This window comes from Synechococcus sp. UW179A (genome assembly GCF_900473965.1).
In the GTDB taxonomy this organism is placed as follows: domain Bacteria; phylum Cyanobacteriota; class Cyanobacteriia; order PCC-6307; family Cyanobiaceae; genus Synechococcus_C.
On the sequence record NZ_UCNJ01000017.1, the window covers coordinates 1 to 24,432 of the forward strand.

Sequence of the window (24,432 nt, forward strand, 5' to 3'; positions counted from 1 at the left end):
TTGCCCTTGAGTGATGGGTTGGTGGGATCACTGACATCGATGATGTCCAGGCCGTTAAGACTATCGGCAACGAAGGCGGTGTTGCCATCGGCGGAAAGACTGACGCCCCTGGCAAAGCCCGAGGTGTTGATGTCGAAGTTGCCCCTGAGTGTTGGGTTGGTGGGATCACTGACATCGATGATGTCCAGGCCGTTAAGACTATCGGCAACGAAGGCGGTCTTGCCATCAGCTGAGAGGGTGACTTCTAAGGCATAGCCCGAGGTATCGAAGTTGCCTCTGAGGGTTGGGTTGGTGGGATCACTGACGTCGATGATCGTCAGACCGCTGCTCTGATCAGCAACGAAGGCGGTGTTGCCATCGGCCGAGAGAGTGACATACCAGGCATTCCCCGAGGTGTTTAAGTTGCCCCTCAGTGTTGGGTTGGTGGGGTCGCTGACATCGATGATGTCCAGGCCATCTGCGTAATCCGCCACGAAGGCGGTGTTGCCATCGGCCGAGAGAGTGACATACCAGGCATTTCCCGAGGTGTTTAAGTTGCCCCTCAGTGTTGGGTTGGTGGGGTCGCTGATATCGATGATGTCCAGGCCATCTGCGGAATCCACCACGAAGGCGGTGTTGCCATCGGCGGAGAGGGTGATGCCCTTGGCAAGGCCCGAGGTGTCGTAGGTGGAGATCAGCGAAGGTGCGGTCGCGATGGAGGCAGCGCCATTGGCCGCTGGATCGACAACATCAATGATCTTCAGCCCGCTGCTGTAGTCGGCGACGAAGGCGGTGTTGCCATCGGCGGAAAGAGTGACGTCTGAGGCAAACCCAGAGGTGTTGTATGTGGCTGAGAGTGAAGGGCTGGCGGGGTTGCTGACATCAATGATCTGCAACCCGTAGCCCAAAGCCGGGACGAAGGCAGTGTTGCCATCGGCCGAGAGGTTGACGGCCCTGGCACTCCCGAAGAAGGTGAGGGTGCCCCTCAGAGATGGGCTGGAGGGGTCGCTGACGTTAATGATGTCCAGGCCGTGACCGCCATCCGCCACGAAGGCGGTGTTGCCATCGGCGGAGACAGCCACTCCAGTGGCTTGCCCGGAGGTGTTGTAGGTGCCCGTGAGTGTCGGGGTGGAAGGGTCGCTGACATCAATGATCTGCAACCCGCTTCTCCACTCAGCGACGAAGGCGGTGTTGCCATCGGCGGAGACAGCGACTCCGACGGCTGGATCGGAGGTGTTGTAGGTGCCGGTCAGTGATGGGCTAGCTGGGTTGCTGACATCAACGATCTGCAACCCGCTTGATTGATCAGCGACGAAGGCGGTGTTGCCATCGGCTGAGAGGGTGACAACCCGGGCACTGCCGCTGGTGTCGAGGGTGCCGGTCAGTGATGGGCTGGCGGGGTTGCTGACATCAATGATCTGCAACCCGCTCGAGTCATCAGCGACGAAGGCGGTGTTGCCATCGGCGGAGACAGCCACTCCAGTGGCTTGCCCGGATGTATTGTATGTACCCGTGAGTGTTGGGGTGCTGCTGATCGATTCGGCTCCGGTGCGATCCCAGGCTTTGAACGTGATCAGGTCACTGATCGTGCCGCTGTAGTCCGTCGCTGGCGCGAAGGCCAGCCGGGTGTTGCCATCGGCATAGAGAACCCGCGCTGAACTCGCCGATACAGCACCGACATCACTCCAAGACGTGCCGTTGTTGGTGGAGTAGTAGAGCGTTCCACCATTCAAGTTGGTGCCGATGATGGCAATGGCCGGCGAATCACCATCGCTATCGCTGAAGTTATTGAGGCTTCCGTCTGAATCAATCAGGGCTGACACAAGGGTGCCGACAGCACCGGATGGAACCCCGGAGTTGATGGCAATGGCGCTGAATTGTGGGCTGGCCGATGCTGTGAGCGTGGGAGCAGCGGCTTCCACGGCAATGCGCTGGCCGTTGATGATCAGGGTGTGATGGTCGTTCTGGTTGGTTTCAACGAATGGGACCGCAACACCGCGGATCAGCGCCGAAAAGATGGCTCCTTCATCACCGGCGGTGTCGTTGCTGCCATTGAGCCTGTGATCGATAGCATGGCCGACTTCTTCCAGCAGCACCGCTTCCACTTCGGTAGCGCTTGCTGAATTCAGCCAATCGGCATTGAGATAGATCCGTTCCTCTCCCTTGGTATCTGCATGGGCGTAAGCCCCATGCAGCCCCGCCATGGTGTGGCCGTCGAGAATCTCGACGCTGATGCCATTAAAATCAATGGGAGCCGAACGGCCAAAAATTCGTTGCAGCAGTTGTTGCCAGGCCTGTGGTTTTGATTGCCAACGCCTGAGCCGTTGATCCACAGCGTGGATCGCTGTAGTCCATGCCGTGTGGGACTCGCCCGCCGCGGTGTCTGTGCTGTTGTGGAGATGGAGCTCAGCCAACAGATCACTGGGGCAGCATTTCTTTTTACAGAGTGCTCAGCTTTGCTGCTCGGAAATGACCCGATTCGTTGTCATGTCAAGCGAAGGAGCATCTGTTCAGGGTGATCCTGTTGGCGTTTGCTCAAAGCTTTGGTGGTTGGTTCCGGCTTTAGAGGCCTGTTCGATGCCACTGGCTGCCGGGTAGTTTCAAAACGGCAGCTGCAGGGTTCGCCTCTAGGCAGAATCGTGGGTAAGGAACCTGAATTGCGTGGCTGCGAGCAGCATCCAATCTGCGGATCAGCACTGGCCCTGGTGGCCGCTGCTGCCACTGCCGCTGCTGCCACTGAGGAATTTCTGCTTGCAGCGGGTTTAAGGGGGTGATCCCTGAGTTGCCTCTGGTTTGTTGTGCAAGTGGACGTGATTGTGGGCCAGTGATGATGGGCTTGCGGTGGTGCTTGAGCTGGTGCTGTTGAGGATTGGAAATCAGATGATTTCAAATTGGATGCTGAGGTCGTTGAAATCCCAGTCAGAGGAGTTTGGTGAGTTGTTGTCCTCAAAGGCAAAGAAGTTGCATCCGAGGGTTTTGATCTGGGATGAGCCGTAGGTGTAGATCTCGCCATCGGGTGTGATCAGTACAGGCGCGTAAAAGCCAGCGTCTGAAGTCGATAGATTCCATTCAATGGCCTGCGTATCAACACCAGTGCAGGAGATGCTGTTGCCGCCTGGATTAATGAGGTTGTCGGCAACGACCTGATCAAAGGCTGCACCTGCAGTGTTGGTGATGCCATCAACGGAGAAGTTGCCGTCAGCGTCCTCACTGAGCTTGACCATGGCAATGCGGTTGTTGAACGCGCAGTTGCTGTTGAGTGAAAGCTTGAGGGTCTGGCCTGTTGCCGGAATGCTGGAAAGATCAAGGACAGCGTTGTGGATGCCTTGTTGCTTGGCAGCCATCCCGGTTGCTGCAGGATTGGGTGAGGAGGCTGAGTGGCTGATGTCGATGATCAGATCATCGTGATCGTTGTCAGTGAGTCTGTCGTTGAGCCTGAGCTGGAAGCTGCCGTCGCTGTTGTCCGTGATGCTGAGTTGCGGAGAGCTGATGAGCGGCTGGTTGTTGCTGAACTGATGGAACGAAATGGTGGACCCGTGTGGAACGAAGATCGCGTGCCCACCGCAGTTTTCTGAGAACGGTGTGGCGCCGATACAGCCGAGGGCGTTGTTGTTCTGGTCAACGATGATCAGGCTGTTCTGGAGATCGGAATCAGCCGAGATGACCTTGAGGTTGATCCAGAGTCCTTGGGAGGCGCTTTGGGTGACGAACAACGCGTTGTCGTCATTGAGTAGAAGGTTGCTGGTCGTTGGTGTTTGAGAAACGGGAGCTGAGCTCAGTGTGGAACTGGAGTTGTCACTTGATGAACCTGAACCCCCACCGGATGATGCTGGGATGATGGAGTTGTTGGTGACCGTGGTGCTGGAGAAGGAAACGGCGTCATTGCCGGCCGAATCCTGAACCGCGTTGGCATCGTCAGAGCTGGAAGGGTCGGAGTAGGCAACGGTGACGGCCTGATTGGTTTTGATGGTGTTGGTGAGTGTGAGCTCACTGGTGGAACCGTCATTGGTAACAGCGGTAACGGCATTGGCGGCACCGTCGGTTGTGACTGCAAAGGCCGAGGTGGGAGCGGTTGTGGAGGACAGGGTTTCGTCGTAGGTGAGAACGACCTTGGCCCCGTCTGTGGATGTGGCGGCAGACGAGAAGGTGGGCCTGAGGGTGTCAACCGAGAGGCTGACGGAGTTGTTGCTATCAGAGCCGTCGTTGTTGGTGTTGCCTGCGGCGTCGGAGAACTTGGAGGAGGCAACGGAGATCAGACCGTCGTTGGTGCTGTTGGCAGAGGGAGTGAATGTGGAGGAGTAGGAAGTGCCAGAACCGGAGAAGTTGGAAAGAGCACCGCCGGAGATGGTGAGATCGGAATCGGTGAAATCGGTGGAGGCTTTCGAGAGTGTGAAGCCGAGGCTTGCGGTTTCGCCAGCTTTTAAGGAGGCGACATCAGAGCTAATGGCAATGGTGGGCGGAGTGGAGTCTTTGGTTGAGGTATCGGAGGTTTGTGTTGCTGCATTGCCAGCTAAGTCGCTGACATCAGCTGTGATGGAGAGTGTGCCGTCGTTAAGGGAGGAGAGATCGAGATTGGAGCGTGAATAGCTGTTGCTGTTGACGGTGGCGGTGGAGTTGATGGGAGTACCACCAGCATCGGAGGAGATGTTGATGGAAACGGTTTGACCGTCTTGAACACCTGAGGTGGAGCCAGAGATGGTGACGGAATCGTCTTCTGCAGCATTGATGAATCCATCACCGCCGTCGTTGATGGCAACGGAAATGGATGGAGCGGATGTGTCTTTGTTGGTGGTATCGGAGGCTTGTGTTGCTGCATTGCCAGCTAAGTCGCTGACATCAGCTGTGATGGAGAGTGTGCCGTCGTTAAGGGAGGAGAGATCGAGATTGGAGCGTGAATAGCTGTTGCTGTTGACGGTGGCGGTGGAGTTGATGGGAGTACCACCAGCATCGGAGGAGATGTTGATGGAAACGGTTTGACCGTCTTGAACACCTGAGGTGGAGCCAGAGATGGTGACGGAATCGTCTTCTGCAGCATTGATGAATCCATCACCGCCGTCGTTGATGGCAACGGAAATGGATGGAGCGGATGTGTCTTTGTTGGTGGTATCGGAGGCTTGTGTTGCTGCATTGCCAGCTAAGTCGCTGACATCAGCTGTGATGGAGAGTGTGCCGTCGTTAAGGGAGGAGAGATCGAGATTGGAGCGTGAATAGCTGTTGCTGTTGACGGTGGCGGTGGAGTTGATGGGAGTACCACCAGCATCGGAGGAGATGTTGATGGAAACGGTTTGGCCGTCTTCTGCGCCAGACGTGGTTCCTGCGATGGCAACGGAACCATCTTCTGCTGCGTTGAGGCGCCCGTCGCCGCCGTCGTTGATGGCAACAGAAATGGTGGGTGGAGTGACGTCAGGGACCGCAAAGACCCGCACATGGCCTGAACTGTTTCCATTGCCATCATTTTGATTTGCGGCGATGGCAACGGTGCTGCCGTCACTGGAAAGAGAGACGCGCCACCCGCTTTGGTCATTAATGGCTTCTCCAGCGACATCAGTGCCGATTTGCACCCAGGCAGTGCCACTCCACTGGTAGAGGCGTGTGTGGCCCGGACTATTATTTGCAGCGGCGCTAGCAGGGGCACCAATGGCAACGATGGTTCCGTCGCCGGAGAGCGAGACGGAATAGCCACTGAAGTCATTCGCGGCTTCTCCATCAATGTCAGCGCCTAATTGACTCCAGGCGGTGCTGTTCCATTGATAAATGCGTGTATAGCCTGAGGTGGTGAAGGACCCAATGGCAACGGTGCTGCCGTCGCTGGAGAGTGAGACGGAATAGCCGCTTTGGTCATTAGCTGCTTCTCCATCGATGTCACTGCCTAATTGGTTCCAGGCGGTGCCACTCCATTTGTAGATGCGTGTGAGGCCTGCGTTGCCGTCGTGGCCCCTAGCACCGATTGCAACGGTGCTGCCGTCGCTGGAGAGCGAGACGGAATAGCCGCTTTGGTCATTAGCTGCTTCTCCATCGATGTCACTGCCTAATTGGTTCCAGGCGGTGCCACTCCATTTGTAGATGCGTGTGTGGCCTTTATTGTTGCCATTGTCAATGGCACCAACGGCGACGATGGTTCCGTCGCTGGAGAGCGAGACGGAATAGCCGAATTTGTCACCATCGCCTTCTCCACTGATGTCACTGCCTAATTGGGTCCAGGCGGTGCCATTCCATTTGTAGATGCGTGTGTGGCCTCTGTCGTTGCCATCGCCGTTGTGGTCAATTGCACCAATGGCGACGATGGTTCCATCGCTGGAGAGCGAGACGGACTGGCCGCATTTGTCAAGGATGGTTTCTCCATCAATGTCAGTGCCTAGTTGGTTCCAGGAGACCGTCTCTGAATTCAATTGGTAGAGACGCACATGGTTTGAGCCAAGTGCCCCAATGGCGACGATGGTTCCGTCGCTGGAGAGCGAGACGGAGCTGCCGTTTCGGGAATATGCGGCTTCTCCGTCGAAGTCGAGGCCGAGTTGGATGAATGAAGACATCGCTACGCCTCAGCCGGATCAGCGTGCTGAGCTCCTATATCGAGCCAGCTTCCAGGCTCCACTGGAAATGCCCAGACGCCAGCATTCCACTCCCTTTTCCAAGAGAGCAGCTCCGGTACGAGTGGCGAGAGAACTATCAAATGCAGACTTTGTTTGACTGATTCTGGAGCCGACACTGCGATGAAGCCACTGGTTTTAAGCCGATTCGTGCATGATTTGCTTGGGCCATCACTCGGTTTCGTTGAGAGGGGTTAAGAAGGGGGCTGAGTCTTGGTTCCGGCATTAGAGGTCTGTTCGATGCCACTGGCTGCTGGGCGGTTTCAAATCGACAGCTGCACGGACCGCCTCTAGGCAGAATCGTGGGTACGAAACCTCAGCTGAGTGGCGTTAAAAGACATCCAACCTGCTGAACAGCACTGGGCCTGGTGGCCGCTGCTGCCGTTGTATCCGTATGGCCGCCGTGCCACTCACTTTGAAGAGCTGATTCCTGGACAGATCTGGAGCCTTGAGCAGCTTCAGGGTGTGTATTACGTGGCGGTGCCGATTCGGCTCACGGTGGTCAAGGTTCCCGGCGGTCTGATGCTGATGAATCCGCTGCCGCCCACCGGCGAGCTCCGCGCTTTGATTCGCACCCTTGAAGCTGAGCATGGTCCGGTGCGCAGCATCGTGTTGCCCACGGCCTCTGGTCTGGAGCACAAGCTGCCGTTGGCTCCGATGGCCAGAGCATTTCCTGAGGCTGATCTCTGGGTCTGCCCAGGTCAGTGGAGTTTTCCGATCAATTTGCCGCTGTCTTGGCTGGGTGTGCCCGCCAAGAGAACCAGGGTGTTGCTCGACGATGGCGTGCCCCACCCCGAAGTCTGTGAGTGGATTTCACTTGGCCCCCTGGATCTCGGCGTTGGTCGTTTTCAGGAAGTGAGCTGCCTGCATCGCCCCTCGGGTGCGCTCTTGGTGACCGACGCCCTGGTTGGTATTTCGTCTGAACCACCGCAGGTGTTTGCGCACGACCCTGCACCGCTGCTGTTCCATGCCCGTGATCGCGGCGATCAACCCTTCGACGACACTCCCGACAATCGACGCCGAGGCTGGGCGCGGCTTGTGCTGTTTGCTTCCTACCTGCGCCCGGAACCCCTGGATGTACCTGGCCTGCTGCAGGTGATTCGGCAGGCCTTTCGGCCCGGTCTGCGCAGTGCGCGAACCCATTTCGGCCTGTATCCCTTCGCTTGGAAGCCTGGTTGGCTGGATTCGGCCAAGGCTCTGATGGGTGACGATCAACCACGACTGCAGGTGGCGCCGGTGCTGGAGCGCCTGGTGCTGCCCCGACAACGACAGGCGTTGATCGCCTGGTTGGCTGCTCTCGAACAGCTGCGTGACATGCATTGGCTGGTGCCCGCTCACTATTCAGCGCCGCTCGCCTTCTCAACCCTGCAGGTGGTTCAGCTGCGCGAGCATCTCATGCTGCGGGAATGGGCCCCCAGTGAGGGCAACTGGGAGTTCCTAGGAAGCATTGATCAAACACTTCTCGACCTTGGCGTTGTTCCCGACTCGGAGAAATCATTGCAGTGAACGACGCGGTAATCGCTGATCACTGCAGGCTCGAATTGGAATCAGAGATCCGAGTCAGAGTCGATCGCCATTTCATCGTCACCGAACAGCGTCTCTTCCAATTCCTTGCGTTGCTCCATCTGGCGCAGGAAGTAGCCAGTCATCATCGCCGAAGCCAGCATGTTGGCCAGATTGTCGCGGTTCGAGGTCACCTTGACCTCGAACTGTTCACCGGGAAGCATTCCCAGAAGTCCTTGAACGTTGTGGCGGATGATGTCCTGAATGTCCGGACTGGCCGATTTGGCCACCCTTTGAAGCACATCCGGTGATTGATCCTGCAGGTACTGAATCAAGCCATTGACGGGCTGACCCTCCTGGTTGTCAGTGGTCAGAAACTCAGGGTTAAACATCCCATCGCTCTCCGTCATGCACTTGACCTTATCGCAGCTGTGCTCTGCGTCACTAAGGCGTCCGGTCGGGAGAACCGAATCGGCCCGAACCTGCTGAGCGGCCAATAGCGCAGGATTGCCGTTCCGATCACATCCGCCTGCGGCAAGGGTCCCCAGAGGTGAGAATCAAGGCTGGCATTGCGGTTGTCACCCATCACCCAGAGATCGTCTTCGGGCACGGTGACCGGAGCCATCTCGTAGTTGATGGCTTCGTTCAGCCAGGGCTCATTCACGGCTTCACCGTTGCGCCTGAGCTGGCCATCACGCACCTCCAGCTGATCTCCGGGCCTGCCCACCACCCTCTTGATCAAGGCGGCATCGGGGTCATAGCCGGCCTGCACCAGTGGCTCAGGAACCTTGAACACCACGATGCTGTTCAGGGGCAGTGATTGGTGACGCACCCGGTCGAAGCGTGGACTCAGTTTCTCCACCAGGATCCGGTCCTGCAGTTGCAGGGTGGGCAGCATCGATCCAGATGGAATCCAGCGCGGCTCCACCACGATCCAGCGCAGCAGCAGTGCCAGCAGCACCCAGATCAGCAAGGAGCGCCAGCTTCCCTGACGTTTCGTGGAGTCGGCGGAAGGGTCGCTCATCAGCAGCGTCAGCAATGAGGGTTGGCCTTGAACGAGGATCGCATCAGCCTCGGCATCAGGTCTGAGTCACGCCGCCGACAATCTCGCTGCAGCGATCGGTCTGCTGTTGTGCCTGCAGCGCCAAGGCTTGGAGCGCTTGGTGCTTTGCCCTGGCAGTCGTTCCGCACCACTGGCGCTGGCGGCGGGTGGCCTGGCTGATCGTGGAGTGCTGACGCTGACCACGGCTATTGATGAGCGCTCAGCTGCCTTTCATGCCCTGGGCATGGCTACAGCATCCGGGCGTGCAGTGGCTGTGATCACAACGTCGGGCACTGCGGTGGCCAATCTGCTGCCCGCTGCGGTGGAGGCCGACCGCTCAGCTCTGCCCTTGCTGTTGCTCACAGCCGATCGTCCGCAAAGGCTCAAGAACTGCGGCGCCAACCAGACGGTCAATCAGGAGGACTTTCTGGCGTCGGTTTGTCGAGCGTTCATGACTGGACCTCTGGATGGTCTGCACCGGCTGTCGCAGGCCGAGCTGCAATCGCTGGCGAATCAAGCCTGGGACCAAACGCTTCAGCATCCCGGGCCAGTGCATTTCAATCTTCCCTTTGAGGAGCCCCTGCATCCCAGCCGCGACGACCAGCAGCAGGCCTGGTCTGGTTGGGATTTCGCTGTGAATCAGCAGCGGCAGCTTCGCCGTCCACCGGCCTCCGCTGCTACCAGGCCAACCGATGGCTTCGATTGGTCCCGGCCCGGCGTGGTGGTGGCCGGACCCTGGCGAGGCCTTGAAGCAGATAGGCCCGCCTATCAGCAGGCACTCAATGCTTTCGCTGAGTGCAGTGGCTGGCCTGTGCTGGCGGACCAGTTGGCCGCAATTCCTGCAGATCTGCCCCATTTGATCCGCCACTGGGAGCTGCTGTTGCCGCAGTCTTTGCCACTTGCTGAGGCAGGCCTTCAGGTGCTGCGGCTGGGTCCACTTCCTGCCAGCCGGCGACTGGAGAGCTGGTTACGCAGCCTTGGTTCGGGTCAGCTGTTGATCAGCGAAGGCGAACCCCGCTGCCTAGATCCACTGGGGTTGTCGCGGCAGTACAGCAGTGGCCTGACGGCCTGGTGGAACGCCATCAGCACTGATGCTTGCTTCAGTCCGTCTGGCTCTCGGGCGCTGCGATGCGCTTGGACACAGGCCGATGCCCAGGTGCAACAGGTTCTGGATCAGCACTTGCCAGCTGCAGGCGCTGTCAGCGAGCCCGCACTGATGAAGGCCCTGCCTGAACTGTTGCCGCAGGGGCTGCCGCTAATGCTTGCCGCCAGCAGTCCTGTGCGCGACTGGCAGACCTTCGCAGCTGCCGATCTTGGCTCACGTCGCTGCTTCAGCTTCCGCGGGGCTTCCGGCATCGACGGCACCCTGTCGCTGGCCCTTGGTCTGGCCCGCGTTCAGGGTCCAACCGTGCTGATCTGCGGTGATCTGGCGCTGCAGCACGACAGCAATGGCTGGCTGCTGGCCAGCGAAGCCTCTCTACCTCTGCTGGTGCTGCTGATCGATAATGCTGGTGGCGGCATCTTTGCCCAGCTGCCGATTGCTTCCGCTGCCTCCAGCTCGTTGGATCAGCTGTTCGCCATGCCTCAGCGCCATGATCCTCTGGCTCTGGCAGCGGCCCATGCGGTGCCCGCTCGCCAGCTGACTCGGCTCGAGGACCTGCAGCCAGCTCTGGAGTGGGGACTGGCGCAGCAGCGCACAGCATTGCTGCGTGTTTGCACTGATCGATCCGCCGATGCCGAACTGCGTGATCAGCTGCGTGAGATCACGGCCGTCGCGCTGCAGCAGTCCCGGGGCGGTACAACAGAGGCCTGATCGTCGTCGCTGCCATGGCTGAGTCGTTCCCCCGCGCGGTCTTGCCCGGTGATGCAGGGGTGACGTGGCAGCCCTGGGGCCAATACGAGGATGTGTTGCTCGATCGCTGCGACGCAGGCATCGCCAGGGTCGCCATTAATCGACCGCAGAAACGCAATGCCTTTCGCCCGCGAACCGTGGCGGAGCTTTGCGATGCCTTCGCGCGCATTCGTGATGACAGCAGCATCGGTGTGGTGTTGTTCACCGGGGTTGGCCCTGCAGACGACGGTGGCTATGCCTTCTGCGCTGGCGGTGATCAGAGCGTCCGTGGCGATGGTGGCTACCTCGATGAGCAGGGTCTTGCCCGCCTCAATGTTCTTGACCTGCAGCGGATGATCCGCAGCCTGCCCAAGGTGGTGATCGCTCTGGTGGCCGGTTATGCGATCGGTGGTGGCCAGGTGCTGCATCTGCTCTGCGACCTCAGCCTGGCGGCGGATAATGCCGTGTTCGGCCAAACCGGACCACGGGTTGGCAGCTTTGATGGAGGATTTGGTGCTGGCTATCTGGCCAGAGTGGTGGGCCAGCGCAAGGCAAGGGAGATCTGGTTTCTCTGTCGTCGTTATGGCGCTGAGCAGGCGCTCGCCATGGGTCTGGTCAATGCCGTTGTTCCTCTGCAGGAGCTTGAGGCCGAAGGAGTTCGCTGGGCCCAGGAGGTGTTGCAGCACAGCCCCACGGCGATCCGCTGCCTCAAGGCTGCCTTCAATGCTGAAACCGATGGGTTAGCAGGGCTTCAGGAGCTGGCTGGCCAGGCCACCCATCTCTTCTACCGAACCGAGGAGGGCCAGGAGGGTCGTAACGCCTTCCTTGAGAAGCGAGATCCTGATTTCTCTTCTTCTCCCTGGCTGCCCTAGCTAAACAGGGAGAAATCTTCCGCTCTGCGTAGCGATGCCGGTTCGCATTCCCTTCGTTTCAGGCCTTCCGGCTTTGGCCGCAATGCTGCTGTTGCTGCCAGGTGCGGCGCTGTCTGTTGAGGAAGAGCCCAGCAACGACCCTTTTGCGGCTGACACAGTCGCGGCTGAAACGGCTGCCGCTCCCTCAGCCAAGCGAGAACCGGATCCCATTCCTCCCCTGGCAGCAGCGGTTTCGGATGCTGAATCCATGCAACGGGTTCCCGATGATCTGCTGCAGCGGCTGGGGTTGCAGCTGGTGCTGGATCGTCAGCATCGCCAGCTGCTTGTTTTGCACGACGGTGTGCTCACTCGGCGTTTTCCAGCTGCGGTCGGCACCGTGGGCTGGGAAACACCTGCGGGGCGATTCAGAGTGATGCAGAAGGTCAAGAAACCGGTGTGGACCCATCCTGTGAATGGCAAGAAGCTCGGCCCGGAGGATGAGACCAATCCACTCGGTAGCCGCTGGATTGGCTTCTACCGCGACTGCAAAGGCCGTGAAGGTTGGGATGGAGAGCAGTACCTCGACATCGATGGCTGCACGGTGGCTGGCTTCCACGGCACCCCCTATCGCTGGACGGTGGGTCGCGCTGTGTCCCACGGGTGTGTGCGTCTTTACGAGGAGAACGTGCAGGAGATCTACGAGCTGGTGCGTGTCGGAACTCCGGTCACCGTGCTGCCCTGATCGGCCTGATGACAGGGGGGGATTGCGCTTACAGTCGCGCCGCTTAGCCGGATCGATCGTCCATGCGTGTGCTGTTTGCCGCCGCCGAATGTGCACCCATGGTGAAGGTGGGCGGTATGGGCGATGTGGTCGGCTCCCTGCCTCCGGCTCTGGCTCAGCTCGGCCACGACGTGCGCCTGATCATGCCCGGCTACAGCAAGCTCTGGAGCCAGCTCGATATTCCCGCTGATCCGATCTGGCGCGCCCAGACCATGGGTACTGAATTTGCAGTGTTCGAGACCCGCCATCCCACCAATGGCCTTCCCCTGTACCTGGTGGGCCATCCCGTGTTCGACCCGGAGCGCATCTACGGCGGTGAAGACGAAGATTGGCGTTTCACTTTCTTCGCCAGTGCGGCGGCGGAATTCTCCTGGAATGTGTGGAAGCCGCAGGTGCTGCATTGCCATGACTGGCACACGGGGATGATCCCGGTCTGGATGCATCAGGACCCTGAAATCAGCACGGTCTTCACCATCCACAACCTCAAATACCAGGGGCCTTGGCGTTGGAAGCTGGATCGCATGACCTGGTGCCCTTGGTATATGCAAGGTGATAACACCATGGCGGCAGCACTTCTCTATGCGGAGGGTGTCAATGCCGTGTCGCCGACCTACGCGCAGGAGATCCGCACTTCCGAGTACGGCGAAAAATTGGAGGGGTTGCTGAACTACATCTCCGGCAAGCTGCGAGGCATCCTTAATGGCATCGATCTTGAGGCTTGGAACCCCGCCACAGACAAGACCCTGCCAGCGAATTACAGCGCTGATGATCTCAGCGGAAAGCTGGTTTGCAAGCGTGTACTGCAGGAGCGGATGGGGCTTGAGGTGCGCGATGACGCCTTTGTCTTGGGCATGGTGACGCGCCTGGTTGATCAGAAAGGCGTGGATCTGCTCCTTCAGGTTGCCGATCGACTTCTGGCCTACACCGATACCCAGATCGTTGTGCTCGGAACTGGTGAGCGAGGCCTGGAGTCCGGTCTATGGCAGCTCGCCGCTCGCCATCAAGGAAGGGTTTCGGCGTTCCTCACCTACGACGACGCACTCTCCAGGCTCATCTATGCAGGTAGTGATGCCTTCCTGATGTCGAGTCGTTTTGAACCTTGCGGCATCAGTCAGCTCAATGCCATGCGCTACGGCAGTGTGCCGGTTGTCCGTAAGGTCGGTGGCCTGGTGGATACCGTGCCGCCGCACGATCCCCGCAATGCTGTGGGGACAGGATTTTGCTTCGATCGCTTTGAAGCTGTTGACTTCTACACCGCCCTGGTGCGCGCCTGGGAGGCCTACCGCCATCAGGACAGCTGGAGACAGCTCCAGCTGCGAGGCATGCGTGAGGACTACAGCTGGGCGCGCTCGGCCCAGGAGTACGACCAGATGTACAGGGATGTGTGCGGTCTGAAGGAACCCGGTCCCGATGCGGCGGCTGTCGAGCGGTTCTCTCAGGGCCAAGATGCTGATCCATCGCGTAACGGAGCAGTTGACCCGCAGTCCGATCAAGCATCGGAACCGGACGGCCGTAGTCGTGTCAGTCGTAACCCCCTGGCCCGTTTGCTGCGTCAGTCACGCTCTTGAAACCTGCTCATCGCTGCCAGAAAAGGCCATGATGGTGATGGGCTTGGTGCGCACTGACTTGGCAGCACTGGGTTTCCATGGCCCAACACTTCAGTGATGCAGGATCAGGACGCAAGGGACGATCGTTCGCTTCCGGCTCCTTACCAGAGCCCTTGGGAAGCCCTGCGTCAGGATCTTCCAGCCGCGGCTGCCGATCTTCGCCTGCGCTTCCAGGAACTCTGGCGCCGTAATCGTGAGGGTGATCTCTCCACTCCTGGATTCTGGCCGCAGGATCTGGCCCCTCTGTTCTGGCCAGTGCTGCTGGCCGTTGGGTTACTGGTGCTTTCCCTCGGTGTCGTCCAGCTGCGATCAGCGTTGAATGTCGCCGATGTAGATCCCGTTCCGGCTGTCGAACGCATTCGCACAACACCACTGCCTGAAGCCCGCCCGCTGAGGTCAGAGCCTGAAATCTTGCCAGCTGCTGAAGATCCAACTCAGACTTCTCTGCCAACATCTCCTCAAAAGTTGCCGATGCAGGTTGCATCACCGGCGCCTGAGTCTCTCGTCTTGCCCAAGCCAGAGCCTCCCATCCTGCAGGTAGATCCTTTGCTGAACCTGCTGGAGCAAGTGGATGCAGATGGCGCTGATCCAACGGGCTTGTTGCTGGCCGCGCGTCCTGTTCTTGCTGAGAATGCTGCAGTGCTGGTTGTGGATTCAGGTGTTTGGTCTGAACTGCCACAGGCAATCAGGTTTGAGCGCGCTGAAAGCTGGTGGCAGACACTGCAGGATCAGGGGTATGACGCCATCACCCTCGAAGATGTTGATCAGCATCTACTGGCCAGGCCAGCTCGGGTGGGCGGCGGCATGATCATGTTCGATTCGTTTCCTTCGCCATGACGCTGCAGCTTGCTCAGCTTGTGCAGCTCTGGGGGCGACCCGAAATGAGTGGAGCAACGTCTGCTCATTTGCAGGTCGAGCTCGGGCCTGTCTGCACCGACAGTCGCCAGCTACAGCCTGGTGGGTTCTTCATCCCCCTGCGAGGCGACCGTTTTGATGGGCATACGTTTCTGAACCAAGCCGCGCAGCTGGGAGCGCAGGCCGCTGTTGTGGCCAGTGATTGGAATCATCCACTGCCGCAGGGGCTGCTGCACTGGCGTGTAGAGAACACGCTCTGGGCCTATCAGCAGCTGGCCACGCTGCATAGACGTCAGCTGAAGGCTGGCGTTGTGGCCGTTACCGGTTCAGCCGGTAAGACAACTACCCGTGAGCTGATCCGCGTAGCCCTAGCGCCTCTTGGAGACGTTCAGGCCACGGTCAGCAACAACAACAACGACATTGGCGTGCCGCTCACATTGATGGGTGCACACCAAGGCCACGCTGCTGTGGTGTTGGAAATGGGCATGCGCGGCCTGGGTGAGATTGAACGTCTTTCCCGTTGTGCCGAACCGCAGATTGCCGTGATCACCAACATCGGCACGGCTCACATCGGTCGGCTTGGCAGCCGTGCGGCTATCGCCACGGCCAAATGTGAGATCACAGCCGCTTTGGCCCCCCAGGGAGTGGTTGTGATTCCTGCAGGTGATGCCCTGCTGGAACAGGCCCTGTCGCGCTGCTGGAGTGGTCGCACGCTGCGTGTTGCTCTTGAAGGTGATGTCGCCGCTGACCTCCTGAACCGTGATCTTCCTGCTGCGGATCTGACAGGGGTTTATGACCCGCAACAGAGTCTGCTAAGCCTCGAGGGGATGCGCTTCTCCTGTCCACTGGAGGGACGTCACAATGCCCGCAATCTGCTGCTGGCTTTCGCGGTGGCTAAGGAACTCGCTGTTCCTTTGGCCGATCTTCAGGGTCTCAAGGTGACCGTTCCCGGTGGCCGCAACAGGCGCCTGAGCATCGGCACACTCAACCTTTTGGATGAGACTTACAACGCTTCGCCGGAAGCTGTTCTCGCCGCTTTGGATCTTCTGGCACAGCAGCCTGGTCGTCGTTTCGCCGTCCTTGGCACCATGCTGGAGCTCGGCGCCAGCAGCATCGAGCTGCATCAGGCAGTTGTCTCCAGAGCCGTCCAGCTCGGACTAGATGGCTTGGTGGCGGTGGCGTCCGGCGAGGAGGCTGTTGCTATGCAGCGAGCAGCTTCGCTTCTGGACCGCTTTGCTCTTGTGAAGTCGCCCGAACTGGCTGCAGTAGCCCTTAACCAATGGTTGCAGCCGGGCGACACACTGTTGCTTAAGGCCAGCCGCGGAGTGGCTCTTGAGCGATTGATTCCGTTGCTCAAGCAACCCTGAGGGTTGGGGTTTAGGCCGCCATCACTCCTGATTGGCCGTCTTCGCAGCGAATCAGATCGATGGCATGGGGATGGTTTCGGATGTAGGGAACCGCCTCCATGGCTAGCACTCTGGCCTCAAACGCATCACCGGCGTAGTAGCAGGATTCGATCTGTCGGCTGCTGGCGTCTCGGTATCGCACCGTGTAGCGCTTCTGATCGTTCATGGATCCAGTGATGGATGCACCCAACGTCCCGCATGATCAGCGTCAGGCCATCGGTATTACCTGAAGACAATCAGGGGATTCCTATCAGTTTCCTTGGTTGATCTGGTCTGCAACAAGTGTTGCTAATCCTTCAATCAGCATTTGAGATCATTGTTTTGAGTTGATCGGCTTGTGGCAATTCAATCGGATCCATCGTGACCTCATTCCAGCCGTTCTCCTCACGATTGGAGATCAAGGGTGTCAGTCGAATCTCTAGAGGACTGCCCTCGCTGATGTCGACTCGAAGGGCGCTGTAAGCCCTGCCGCCATTGCAGTCAGCCCAGCTTCTGCCTACATACAGGTCACTGCTGGCGACCCGTCGCTGCTCTCCGTTGCTGTGTGATTCGCTGAGGTACGGTCCCTGTCCGCGTTGGTCACGAAGGCTGTAGCCGCTGCCTCCGCAGACAGCCCAGTTGGTGAATGAATCGCCGTGACCGGTGTCGTGAGTTCTCAAAATCTCGAGGCAGTGCGCATGACCGCTGAGCACGAGGTCGACGGTTCGGATATTGCGGCTCTGTTTGCCAAGGGCCGTGTTGACATCATCCAGAACATTGCGCAGACGTTGTCGGATGCCCAGTGTGTCGGCTTGAGACCATTTGGTTCTCTCCGTTACGTAGGGAGGGTGATGCAGGGTCAGGATCCGGCCGCGTGCACTGGGATCCCGATGGGATGCGATCAGTCCGTCGCGCAGCCATGTCAGCTGCTCGCCATCTTCGGCGGCGTGATGGTGAAGTCTTCGCTGCAGATCGAGCCGTTCCTCCTGCAGGGTCTCGAGATCGTCCATCAATCCATCGCGTTGTTGTTCGTCACGGGTTTGCAGTGACAGTGCCTTGAGGCAGCGATTTTGCTTTTCGTCAATGGATTTCAGCTGTTGTCGCAGCAGCGCACGGTCGTCATGACCGCTCAATGGAGCGATCAGGGTGTTGGAGTCAAGAGCGAAAACGTCTACACCGGCATGGCGAAACCGGTAGTAGCGGTTCGGCAATCTGGTGTGATGGCCGGGTTGGTACCGCAGGCAGCGTTGACCATCCCATTCTGCCTTGTAGTGTCGGTCGAGATAGTCGTCCAATTGGCTGCTGGGCACCTCTGACAGCACATCCATGAAGGCATGGGCAAAGCAGCCTCCCTGATCGGATCCGCGCCATCCGGTGTCCACGTCGTGAAACCATTGCAGATGGCGACGCAGGGGCAGGGTTAAACCGGCTAGTGCTGAGATGATCGGCGCCAGATCGTAGTAGTCGTGGTTGCCGAGCACCGGCAGAAAAGGCTTGTTAAACAGCAGCTTCTGCGGGTTGATGCTCTCCCAGTCTTCGCCGCCGGATAGCCACTCCCGGTAGGGGCGGATGAAATTGTTGCGGTATTGGGCCGCGGCGCCCACTAGGTAAACCACATCACCTGTATGTAGTAAGAAAGCGGCCTTGTCCTTATGCGGGAGCAGACGTTCAGCGATGTGACGTGGAGGGCTGTGGCGTCGATGGCGGCCGGTTCCACTGTCGCCGAGAACTAGAAAGTGAAAGGCGGAGTGCTCCGTGCTGTGCATGCCTGGCTGCTCGATCACCAGCCGTGTCTGGTCAATCTTGCGTGCGCTGATCGCTGGATGCTGCCAGCGAACGCGATGCGCCATGCGCATGATCTTGCGCTCGATCGGCGGGTCGCTGGCGAGATTCAAGGGCTGAGACGGATCGGTGCAATGACTTTCAGCGCATCAGGAATCACCGACACGGTCATGTGATCGGTTTCCTCGATCTCACCATCGATCACCATGGTCTGTGGCTTGGGAAGCGTCACGCTCAGTTGGTGGGTGCGTACGCAGAAGATATCGGCATTGTTGGCGTTGTTCTTGAGCACGGCCGATTTCGCCAGGCTCGACAACACTGAGAATCCGCCCATCCGACCCCGTGGTGAAGCAATGATCACCTCAAGCTGGCCGTCATCGGGGATCACTTGTCCGAATCCCTGAGCCATCACGGATGTGGCCGGGGCAGCATTGGCCACGGTGATGGCGCTGGCATGCACTTCAGTTGCTTCTCCGTCGATCATTAATTGGGCATCGAAGGGTTGCTGTTCCACCAGCTGCCTTGCTCCCGAAAAGATGTAAGCCATCGGTCCCAGCATGTTCTTGAGCTCACGGCTGGCTTTGTTCACCATGCCGGCCTCGAAGCCAAGTCCTGCCAGCAGGATCATCGGTTTGTCATTGCAGAGCGCCACATCCACAAGCCGCGTGTTGCCAAGGATCAGATTGGTGCAGGCAGCCTTGACTGAGGTTGGAATTCCTAGCGCGACGGAGAAGGCGTTGGCCGTGCCCCGGGGAATGATGCCCAGAGGAATGTCAGTGCCTCGCAGTGCACTGGCCACGGCACCCACCGTGCCATCACCACCTGAGGCGATGATCAGCGATTCACCCTCACCCTCTTGATCAAATGCGTTGATCTCTTTGATCAATTCTTGAGCCTGCTCGCCCGGATCCAGGCCAGGCTTGGTCATCCACACCTCCAGCATGATCTGCGGCTCGAGATAATTGCGGATCTCGGCCAGCTCGGCGTTGGGATCTCCCTGACCGGCGATGGGGTTAAAGATTAGATATCCCCGGCGACTTCCCTTAATCCCGCGGATGAGTGCTGATGCGGTGGCGGGATTAAGAGCAATGGGAAGGTTGTTGATCAGCGCTGCGCGTAGCAGGGGCTCTGAGAGCACATCCCCGGCCCGTTCACCGCAGGGGGACGGGAAATGGATCAAGCCGCTGACATCGCCGTGGAGAATCGTCGCGGCCAATTCGATATCGCCCCCTTCAGCGATGGCACGCGATGACGTGACAGCAAGCTTGTCGAGGCTTCCGCCGCTAGTCATGTGCTCAAGCACGTCCTCGGCAATCAGAAGATCGAAACCTCTGAGCAGTTCACTGTTGTTCCCAACCCAGGAGCTGAGTGCTGTACAGACAGTCAGGTCGGCATTAAGAACAATCTTCGACGGCATCGATGCTCAGGGGTGAAGTCGGACGTCAGGGACTGGGTTGAATGTGGTGTCGAGTTCACCACTCTTCTCTGACGGTCTGTCGGGCAGGATTGATGGCGAATGCACCCACACGACACCCTTGTTGGTAGTGGATCGAACGTTCAGCGTCAGCTGATGATTGAGGCCGACAGATCCCAAAAGTGCTGAGGTTGCGTGCCGAGAGGTGCAGGTTTCATCTCCAACGACGGTTGGGAATGGCCAGGGTTTTGCTCAACAGATTTTGTTGAAGGCTCGGCTCGGAGTCTTGGCTCTAGGGCTTGGCTCGAAGACTTGCCCCTAGGGCTTGGCTGCAGACCAGTTCTCTTTGATCATCTGTTTGGCGCGTCCAATCGCGAGAGCGCCATCAGCAACGTTCTTGGTGAGTGTTGAGCCTGCGGCCACCGTGACACTCTTGCCCAGGGTGATCGGTGCGACTAGCACTGAATTGGCACCTGTTTTGCTGTCGTCACCGATCACGGTGCGGTGTTTGTTGACGCCGTCGTAATTGGCTGTGATCGTGCCAGCTCCAACATTCACATTGGTTCCCAGCTCGGCATCGCCGATGTAGCTGAGGTGATTCACTTTGCTGCCGCTGGCAATGGTGCTTTTCTTCACCTCTACGAAGTTGCCGATCTTGCAGTCATCGCCGATTGCTGCCGCCGGACGCAGGTGGGCAAACGGTCCGACCGTTGTGTTGCTTCCCACCTCAGCCATGTTGATCACCGAATGCAGCACGGTGACACCATCACCCAGAACCGCATTCTCCAGAAGGCTGCCGGGTCCCAGGCGGCAGTTATCACCGATCCTGCAGGTGCCACGCAGGTGCGTCTGAGCTTCGATCACCACATCGCGACCGAACTGGCAGGTTTCACTCAGGCTGCAGCTGTCTGGATCAATGAAGGTGACTCCCTCATCCATCCAGTGCTCCTTCAAGCGCTGCTGCAACAGGGCCTCGCATTGAGCCAGCTGGCGGCGGTTGTTGATGCCGTTCACTTCATCGGAATCCAGCACCTCCAGGTGCATGGCCCGATCAAGCATGCCAACGGTGTCGGTGAGGTATAACTCGCCCTGATCGTTGTCAGTGCTCAGCGTCGGGAGCACGGCTGCGAGCTTGCACCAGTTGAAGCAGTAGATGCCCGCATTGGTGAGATTGTTGCAGCGTTGCTGCTCACTGCAGTCGCGATGCTCAACGATGGCGCTCACTAGGCCATCCGCAGTCGCGAAAACACGTCCATAGCCCGTGGGATCCTTCAGCCGTGCCGTCAGCAGCGTCACATCGGCACCACTGTCGCGGTGGGTTGCCACCAACTGATCGATGGTTTCCGCACGCAGCAGCGGAACGTCGCCGTTCAAAACCAGCAGCTCTCCCTCAAAATCCTGCAATGGCGTTAGCAGCTGTTGCACGGCATGGCCCGTGCCGTTCTGAGGATCCTGAAGCACGAATTCAAGCCCGCCGATAAGGCTCAACTGCTGTTCAACACGACCGGCCTGATGGCCAACGATCAGGATCCGGCGCTCAGGCAGCAGATTGCCGGCACTGGCAAGAACCCTTTCCACAAGAGTGGCTCCTGCCAGAGGTTGCAGCACTTTCGGCAATGCACTCTTCATGCGGGTGCCTTTGCCAGCGGCCAGAACAGCGACGGCGAGCATGAACAGCAATGCGGATCGGGCGGAATCTACCGGGATCCAGCCGGTTCAGCCCAGCAGAGAGCCCAGTCGTTTTTTCAACGGCCGACCAATGTGCAACTGGGTTGACGGATTAAGGCATGGGCGCGTTGGCGGGTGCAGTCCATCGGTTGGAGCACTGTGCTGAGGCGCTCGTCGTCATGCAGGGCTTCAAGAACGAGAAGACTGCCGTAAAAGACGATCTGAAATGTCCAGGCGTCAAAGCCGGACAGGGTGAAAGTCATGGCAGAAATGCACATCACTGCATTCAGCCTGCACCTTCATGGGCCCAAAGTCGACGATGTCTTGAACTCACCATCATGAATCAACAAAAAAGACCTACAACATCCCTCCACAGGCCTTGTTTTTTATACGGGCGAAAGTTGATGTGCACAGCGAAAAAAGTTTGATCAGATCATTTTCATCCAGCCTGCACTAGCCGTTTTGGATGTCGCTGCCGCCTGGGTATTCCAGACCTGTCACTGCGGTTCAGGATCACACTTAGGTCATATTTGGAGCATGTTTATGAGGCTTATGCATCAACCAGCGGCGCTGCCAGGCGCTCGTGCTTTCAAGATCACAGGACTGCTGTTCACGCTCTCGCCTTTGCTGGATGATTTTGGCCTCGTCAATACCCATGGGATCTCGATAGGGCACTGAAGCTCTCGTGTTGAGGTGCTCCTCTTCCATGGCACTGAGTGAGGTCCAGCCTGGCCCCTCCGCCGCTAGAGGGGCTGTTGCGAGGGGGTTGACGGCCAGCGTGCCGGAGCTCCATTCGATCCGCTGTCCGGTGATCGGGAGCATTGAGCGAAGCGTCAGGCCCGCACGTCGAAGACTGCTTCTCACCGCAGCAGCTCTGCAGTAAGTCACCAGGCGTCCTCCCGGTGCCAGGCGGCTGGCCAGAGCTCCGAGGAATTCCTCGCTCCAGAGCTGTGGGCAACGCCCTGGAGAGAAGGCATCCAGCAGGATTAGGTCAAGCTGGCTACTGCATGGCAAGGCCTTTAGGTTTTGTCGGGCATCACCCCAAAGCATCGTTCCCTGGCCTCCGCAGTCATTCCATCCACCGCTCTGGTGGAGCTGTTCAAGTCGCTGCAGCACTGCATTTGGCCAAAGGTCACAAAACGGTTGGTGATTCAAAGCCCATTCCAGAGGCCTCTGATCCACTTCCAGGCCCCACCACTGCAGTTTGGGTGTGCTGATTTGAGGCAGCGCGCGCATCAGGGCGGCGCTGTTGTAACCGAGCCCGAAGCAGACATCGAGCAGCTTCAGTTCGCTTGCCTGCGAGAACCTTTTCAGCTCGGCTGGTCGAACAAATTTCGCTTCCGCTTCCTCCAGAGCACCTGCGGAGCTGTGAAAGGCCTCGTCAAAGTGATCGCTGTGAAGACTCAGGCTTCCGTCAGCCGTTTCGAGCGCCCTAAGTTGCCCGAGCGGATGGTTCAACGCTGCAGTCGCTCGAGATCGGTCCAGAAGGTGGGGTAACTGACGGCTGCGGCTTCACTTCCTACCAGTGTTGAATCGCCCTTGGCCATCAAGGCCGCTACCGCAAGGCTCATGGCCACACGATGGTCGGTCTCGCTGTCGAGTTGAGCCCCTTTCAGTGGTCGGCCTCCACGGATGGTCAAACCGTCGGGATGCTCTTCGATGTCCGCACCCATGGCTTTGAGCTGGCGTGCCATCACCGCCAAACGGTCCGTTTCTTTCACCCTCAGTTCAGCCGCTCCTGTGATCCGGCTTTCGCCATCGCAGAAGCATGCAGCCACGCTCAGGATCGGGACTTCATCCACCAGCCGCGGCATGATCTCCTCTCCAAAGCGAAAGGGTTTCAGTGATCCATGCGTGACACGCAGATCCCCCACCGGTTCTCCAGCCACATCATGCTGGTTGAGCACTTCGATTCGGGCTCCCATCTGCGCGAGAACCTCTAGCACTCCGGTGCGGGTTGGATTCAGGCCCACATTTTCAACAGTCAGATCGGCTCCGGGAACCAGAGCACCAGCGACCAGCCAGAACGCCGCTGAGCTGATATCACCAGGAACCACCACATGCTGACCATGCAGACGAGCTCCAGGTCGAATGGTGATGTGGCGTCCCATTTCGCCGCCTACATCCAGGTCGGCGCCAAAGGCCTTCAGCATGCGTTCGCTGTGATCACGGGAGTGGGCAGGTTCAATCACCGTGCTAGTTCCGTCTGCAGTCAGTGCAGCGAGCAGCAAAGCAGATTTGACCTGAGCACTGGCGACTGGTGTGCCGACAACAGCCCCACGTAGCTTGCGTCCCTGCACAGCTAAGGGGGCGAAGTTGCCCTGCCCGCGGCCGCGTACCTCGGCTCCCATCATCGAGAGCGGTTGCCCAACTCTTTGCATCGGTCTCCGCTTGAGCGAATCATCCCCGCTCAGTACAAAATGCCGACCATCCCGACCAGCCAGTAATCCGAGCATCAGACGCATGGTTGTGCCGGAATTTCCGCAGTCGAGCACTTCACTGGGCTCCTGCAAACCATCCAACCCAACCCCCTCAACGGTGATAATTTGCCCATCGGCCACAGCACTGATCTCAGCTCCCATCGCTCGCAGGCAGGCTGCTGTACTGATCGGATCCTCTGCAGGAAGCAGCCCTTCAATCGTGGTTTTGCCTTCGGCAATGGCTCCGAACAGCAAAGCCCTGTGAGAAATCGATTTATCTCCGGGAACCCTCACGTGACCATTGAGACTTCCGCCGGATCTCAGTTGACGGGCATCTCCTGGTGTTCCCGGCACGTTTTCTCATCGCTTGGTAGTTGAATTCTATGAGTCGCATGCTCCTACATCAATTCGTGTCTTGGTGTTGATTCAAGATGCTCACTCTCAATCAGAAATTTTAAATCCTTTCTAAGGCAATTAGGCGACTTTTACTTAAAAAAGTACCGTCAAATCATCTTTTGAAAAAAGAAAAAACTTCTGTTTTGTCTTGGCCGATGAAAGTGCATGGATTGAGTAAGTGCAATATTCTCAAGGCCTAATGGCTGCTCTCCTTCAGGCGTCTAGTTCAAGCATCCTGCGTTTGAAGCACGCTTTAGAAGAAAAAGTTTGTTCACCACAAACTCAATCTGCATCAAGGGTTGTGATTGTTCCTAAATACTTTAATTCCAGG

Annotated in this window: 20 protein-coding genes; 9 read left to right on the plus strand and 11 right to left on the minus strand. The window is 58.4% G+C overall.

Features of this window, described 5'->3' with window-relative positions; genetic code table 11:
- Window positions 1-2,393: hypothetical protein (locus DXY31_RS08515; protein ID WP_198410866.1), on the minus strand; the 2,393-nt coding region annotated here is incomplete at its 3' end.
- A gap of 132 nt (window positions 2,394-2,525) precedes the next feature.
- On the opposite strand from DXY31_RS08515, the gene DXY31_RS08520 reads away from it, so the two are divergent.
- The gene (locus DXY31_RS08520) at window positions 2,526-2,753 is read left to right on the plus strand and encodes a hypothetical protein (protein ID WP_137024937.1); all 228 of its coding nucleotides are present in this window, start codon (window positions 2,526-2,528) and stop codon (window positions 2,751-2,753) included.
- A gap of 102 nt (window positions 2,754-2,855) precedes the next feature.
- Here the strand turns inward: DXY31_RS08520 and DXY31_RS08525 are convergent, their stop codons facing one another.
- Window positions 2,856-6,509, minus strand: coding sequence for an S-layer family protein (locus DXY31_RS08525; protein WP_114993377.1), 3,654 nt, complete (start codon window positions 6,507-6,509; stop codon window positions 2,856-2,858).
- A 381-nt stretch (window positions 6,510-6,890) separates the two neighbouring features.
- Here DXY31_RS08525 and DXY31_RS08530 point away from each other — a divergent pair, with 381 nt between their 5' ends.
- On the plus strand, window positions 6,891-8,072 hold the full coding sequence (locus DXY31_RS08530) for a DUF4336 domain-containing protein (protein ID WP_114993378.1): 1,182 nt from the start codon (window positions 6,891-6,893) through the stop codon (window positions 8,070-8,072).
- Window positions 8,073-8,113: 41 nt separating this feature from the next.
- Here the strand turns inward: DXY31_RS08530 and DXY31_RS08535 are convergent, their stop codons facing one another.
- The gene (locus tag DXY31_RS08535) at window positions 8,114-8,461 is read right to left on the minus strand and encodes a DUF760 domain-containing protein (RefSeq protein WP_067098188.1); all 348 of its coding nucleotides are present in this window, start codon (window positions 8,459-8,461) and stop codon (window positions 8,114-8,116) included.
- 14 nt (window positions 8,462-8,475) lie between these two features.
- Window positions 8,476-9,093, minus strand: coding sequence for a signal peptidase I (lepB, locus tag DXY31_RS08540; protein ID WP_114993443.1), 618 nt, complete (start codon window positions 9,091-9,093; stop codon window positions 8,476-8,478).
- 27 nt (window positions 9,094-9,120) lie between these two features.
- Between lepB and DXY31_RS17545 the strand changes: the two genes are divergently transcribed.
- The 7 genes from DXY31_RS17545 to murF all read left to right on the plus strand — a co-directional run bounded on the left by DXY31_RS17545 (window position 9,121) and on the right by murF (window position 16,403).
- On the plus strand, window positions 9,121-9,291 hold the full coding sequence (locus DXY31_RS17545; RefSeq protein ID WP_244279657.1) for a hypothetical protein: 171 nt from the start codon (window positions 9,121-9,123) through the stop codon (window positions 9,289-9,291).
- Window positions 9,233-10,924, plus strand: coding sequence for a 2-succinyl-5-enolpyruvyl-6-hydroxy-3-cyclohexene-1-carboxylic-acid synthase (gene menD, locus DXY31_RS08545; protein ID WP_371639267.1), 1,692 nt, complete (start codon window positions 9,233-9,235; stop codon window positions 10,922-10,924). The genes DXY31_RS17545 and menD overlap by 59 nt, the downstream gene beginning before the upstream one ends.
- Window positions 10,925-10,938: 14 nt before the next feature.
- Complete coding sequence (menB, locus tag DXY31_RS08550) at window positions 10,939-11,814, plus strand: 1,4-dihydroxy-2-naphthoyl-CoA synthase (RefSeq protein WP_114993380.1); 876 nt, start codon at window positions 10,939-10,941, stop codon at window positions 11,812-11,814.
- 34 nt (window positions 11,815-11,848) lie between these two features.
- Window positions 11,849-12,535 (plus strand): L,D-transpeptidase, encoded by a 687-nt coding sequence (locus tag DXY31_RS08555; RefSeq protein ID WP_244279661.1) that lies wholly within the window; start codon window positions 11,849-11,851, stop codon window positions 12,533-12,535.
- 62 nt (window positions 12,536-12,597) lie between these two features.
- A complete protein-coding gene (glgA, locus tag DXY31_RS08560; protein ID WP_114993382.1) occupies window positions 12,598-14,142 on the plus strand; it encodes a glycogen synthase GlgA in 1,545 nt (514 codons plus the stop codon).
- 96 nt (window positions 14,143-14,238) lie between these two features.
- Complete coding sequence (locus DXY31_RS08565) at window positions 14,239-15,018, plus strand: hypothetical protein (protein ID WP_114993383.1); 780 nt, start codon at window positions 14,239-14,241, stop codon at window positions 15,016-15,018.
- Complete coding sequence (gene murF / locus DXY31_RS08570) at window positions 15,015-16,403, plus strand: UDP-N-acetylmuramoyl-tripeptide--D-alanyl-D-alanine ligase (RefSeq protein WP_114993384.1); 1,389 nt, start codon at window positions 15,015-15,017, stop codon at window positions 16,401-16,403. Before DXY31_RS08565 ends, murF begins: the two co-directional genes overlap by 4 nt.
- Before the next feature lie 10 nt (window positions 16,404-16,413).
- Here murF and DXY31_RS08575 read toward each other — a convergent pair whose 3' ends face one another.
- From DXY31_RS08575 to aroA, 7 genes are all read right to left on the minus strand, one after another.
- Window positions 16,414-16,608 (minus strand): hypothetical protein, encoded by a 195-nt coding sequence (locus tag DXY31_RS08575; RefSeq protein WP_114993444.1) that lies wholly within the window; start codon window positions 16,606-16,608, stop codon window positions 16,414-16,416.
- Window positions 16,609-16,738: 130 nt separating this feature from the next.
- Entirely contained in the window at window positions 16,739-18,316 is a 1,578-nt protein-coding gene (locus DXY31_RS08580; RefSeq protein WP_114993385.1) for a metallophosphoesterase, read from the minus strand.
- Window positions 18,313-19,620, minus strand: coding sequence for a diacylglycerol kinase family protein (locus tag DXY31_RS08585; protein ID WP_114993386.1), 1,308 nt, complete (start codon window positions 19,618-19,620; stop codon window positions 18,313-18,315). The genes DXY31_RS08580 and DXY31_RS08585 overlap by 4 nt, the downstream gene beginning before the upstream one ends.
- Window positions 19,621-19,935: 315 nt before the next feature.
- A complete protein-coding gene (gene glmU / locus DXY31_RS08590; protein WP_114993445.1) occupies window positions 19,936-21,288 on the minus strand; it encodes a bifunctional UDP-N-acetylglucosamine diphosphorylase/glucosamine-1-phosphate N-acetyltransferase GlmU in 1,353 nt (450 codons plus the stop codon).
- Window positions 21,289-21,362: 74 nt separating this feature from the next.
- Window positions 21,363-21,548 carry a hypothetical protein gene (locus tag DXY31_RS08595; protein WP_066906656.1) on the minus strand — a complete coding sequence of 62 codons (186 nt, stop codon included), beginning with the start codon at window positions 21,546-21,548 and terminating at the stop codon, window positions 21,363-21,365.
- 256 nt (window positions 21,549-21,804) lie between these two features.
- On the minus strand, window positions 21,805-22,743 hold the full coding sequence (locus DXY31_RS08600; RefSeq protein ID WP_244279662.1) for a tRNA (5-methylaminomethyl-2-thiouridine)(34)-methyltransferase MnmD: 939 nt from the start codon (window positions 22,741-22,743) through the stop codon (window positions 21,805-21,807).
- Complete coding sequence (gene aroA, locus DXY31_RS08605) at window positions 22,740-24,059, minus strand: 3-phosphoshikimate 1-carboxyvinyltransferase (RefSeq protein WP_114993388.1); 1,320 nt, start codon at window positions 24,057-24,059, stop codon at window positions 22,740-22,742. Before aroA ends, DXY31_RS08600 begins: the two co-directional genes overlap by 4 nt.
- Between the last annotated feature and the right edge of the window lie 373 nt (window positions 24,060-24,432).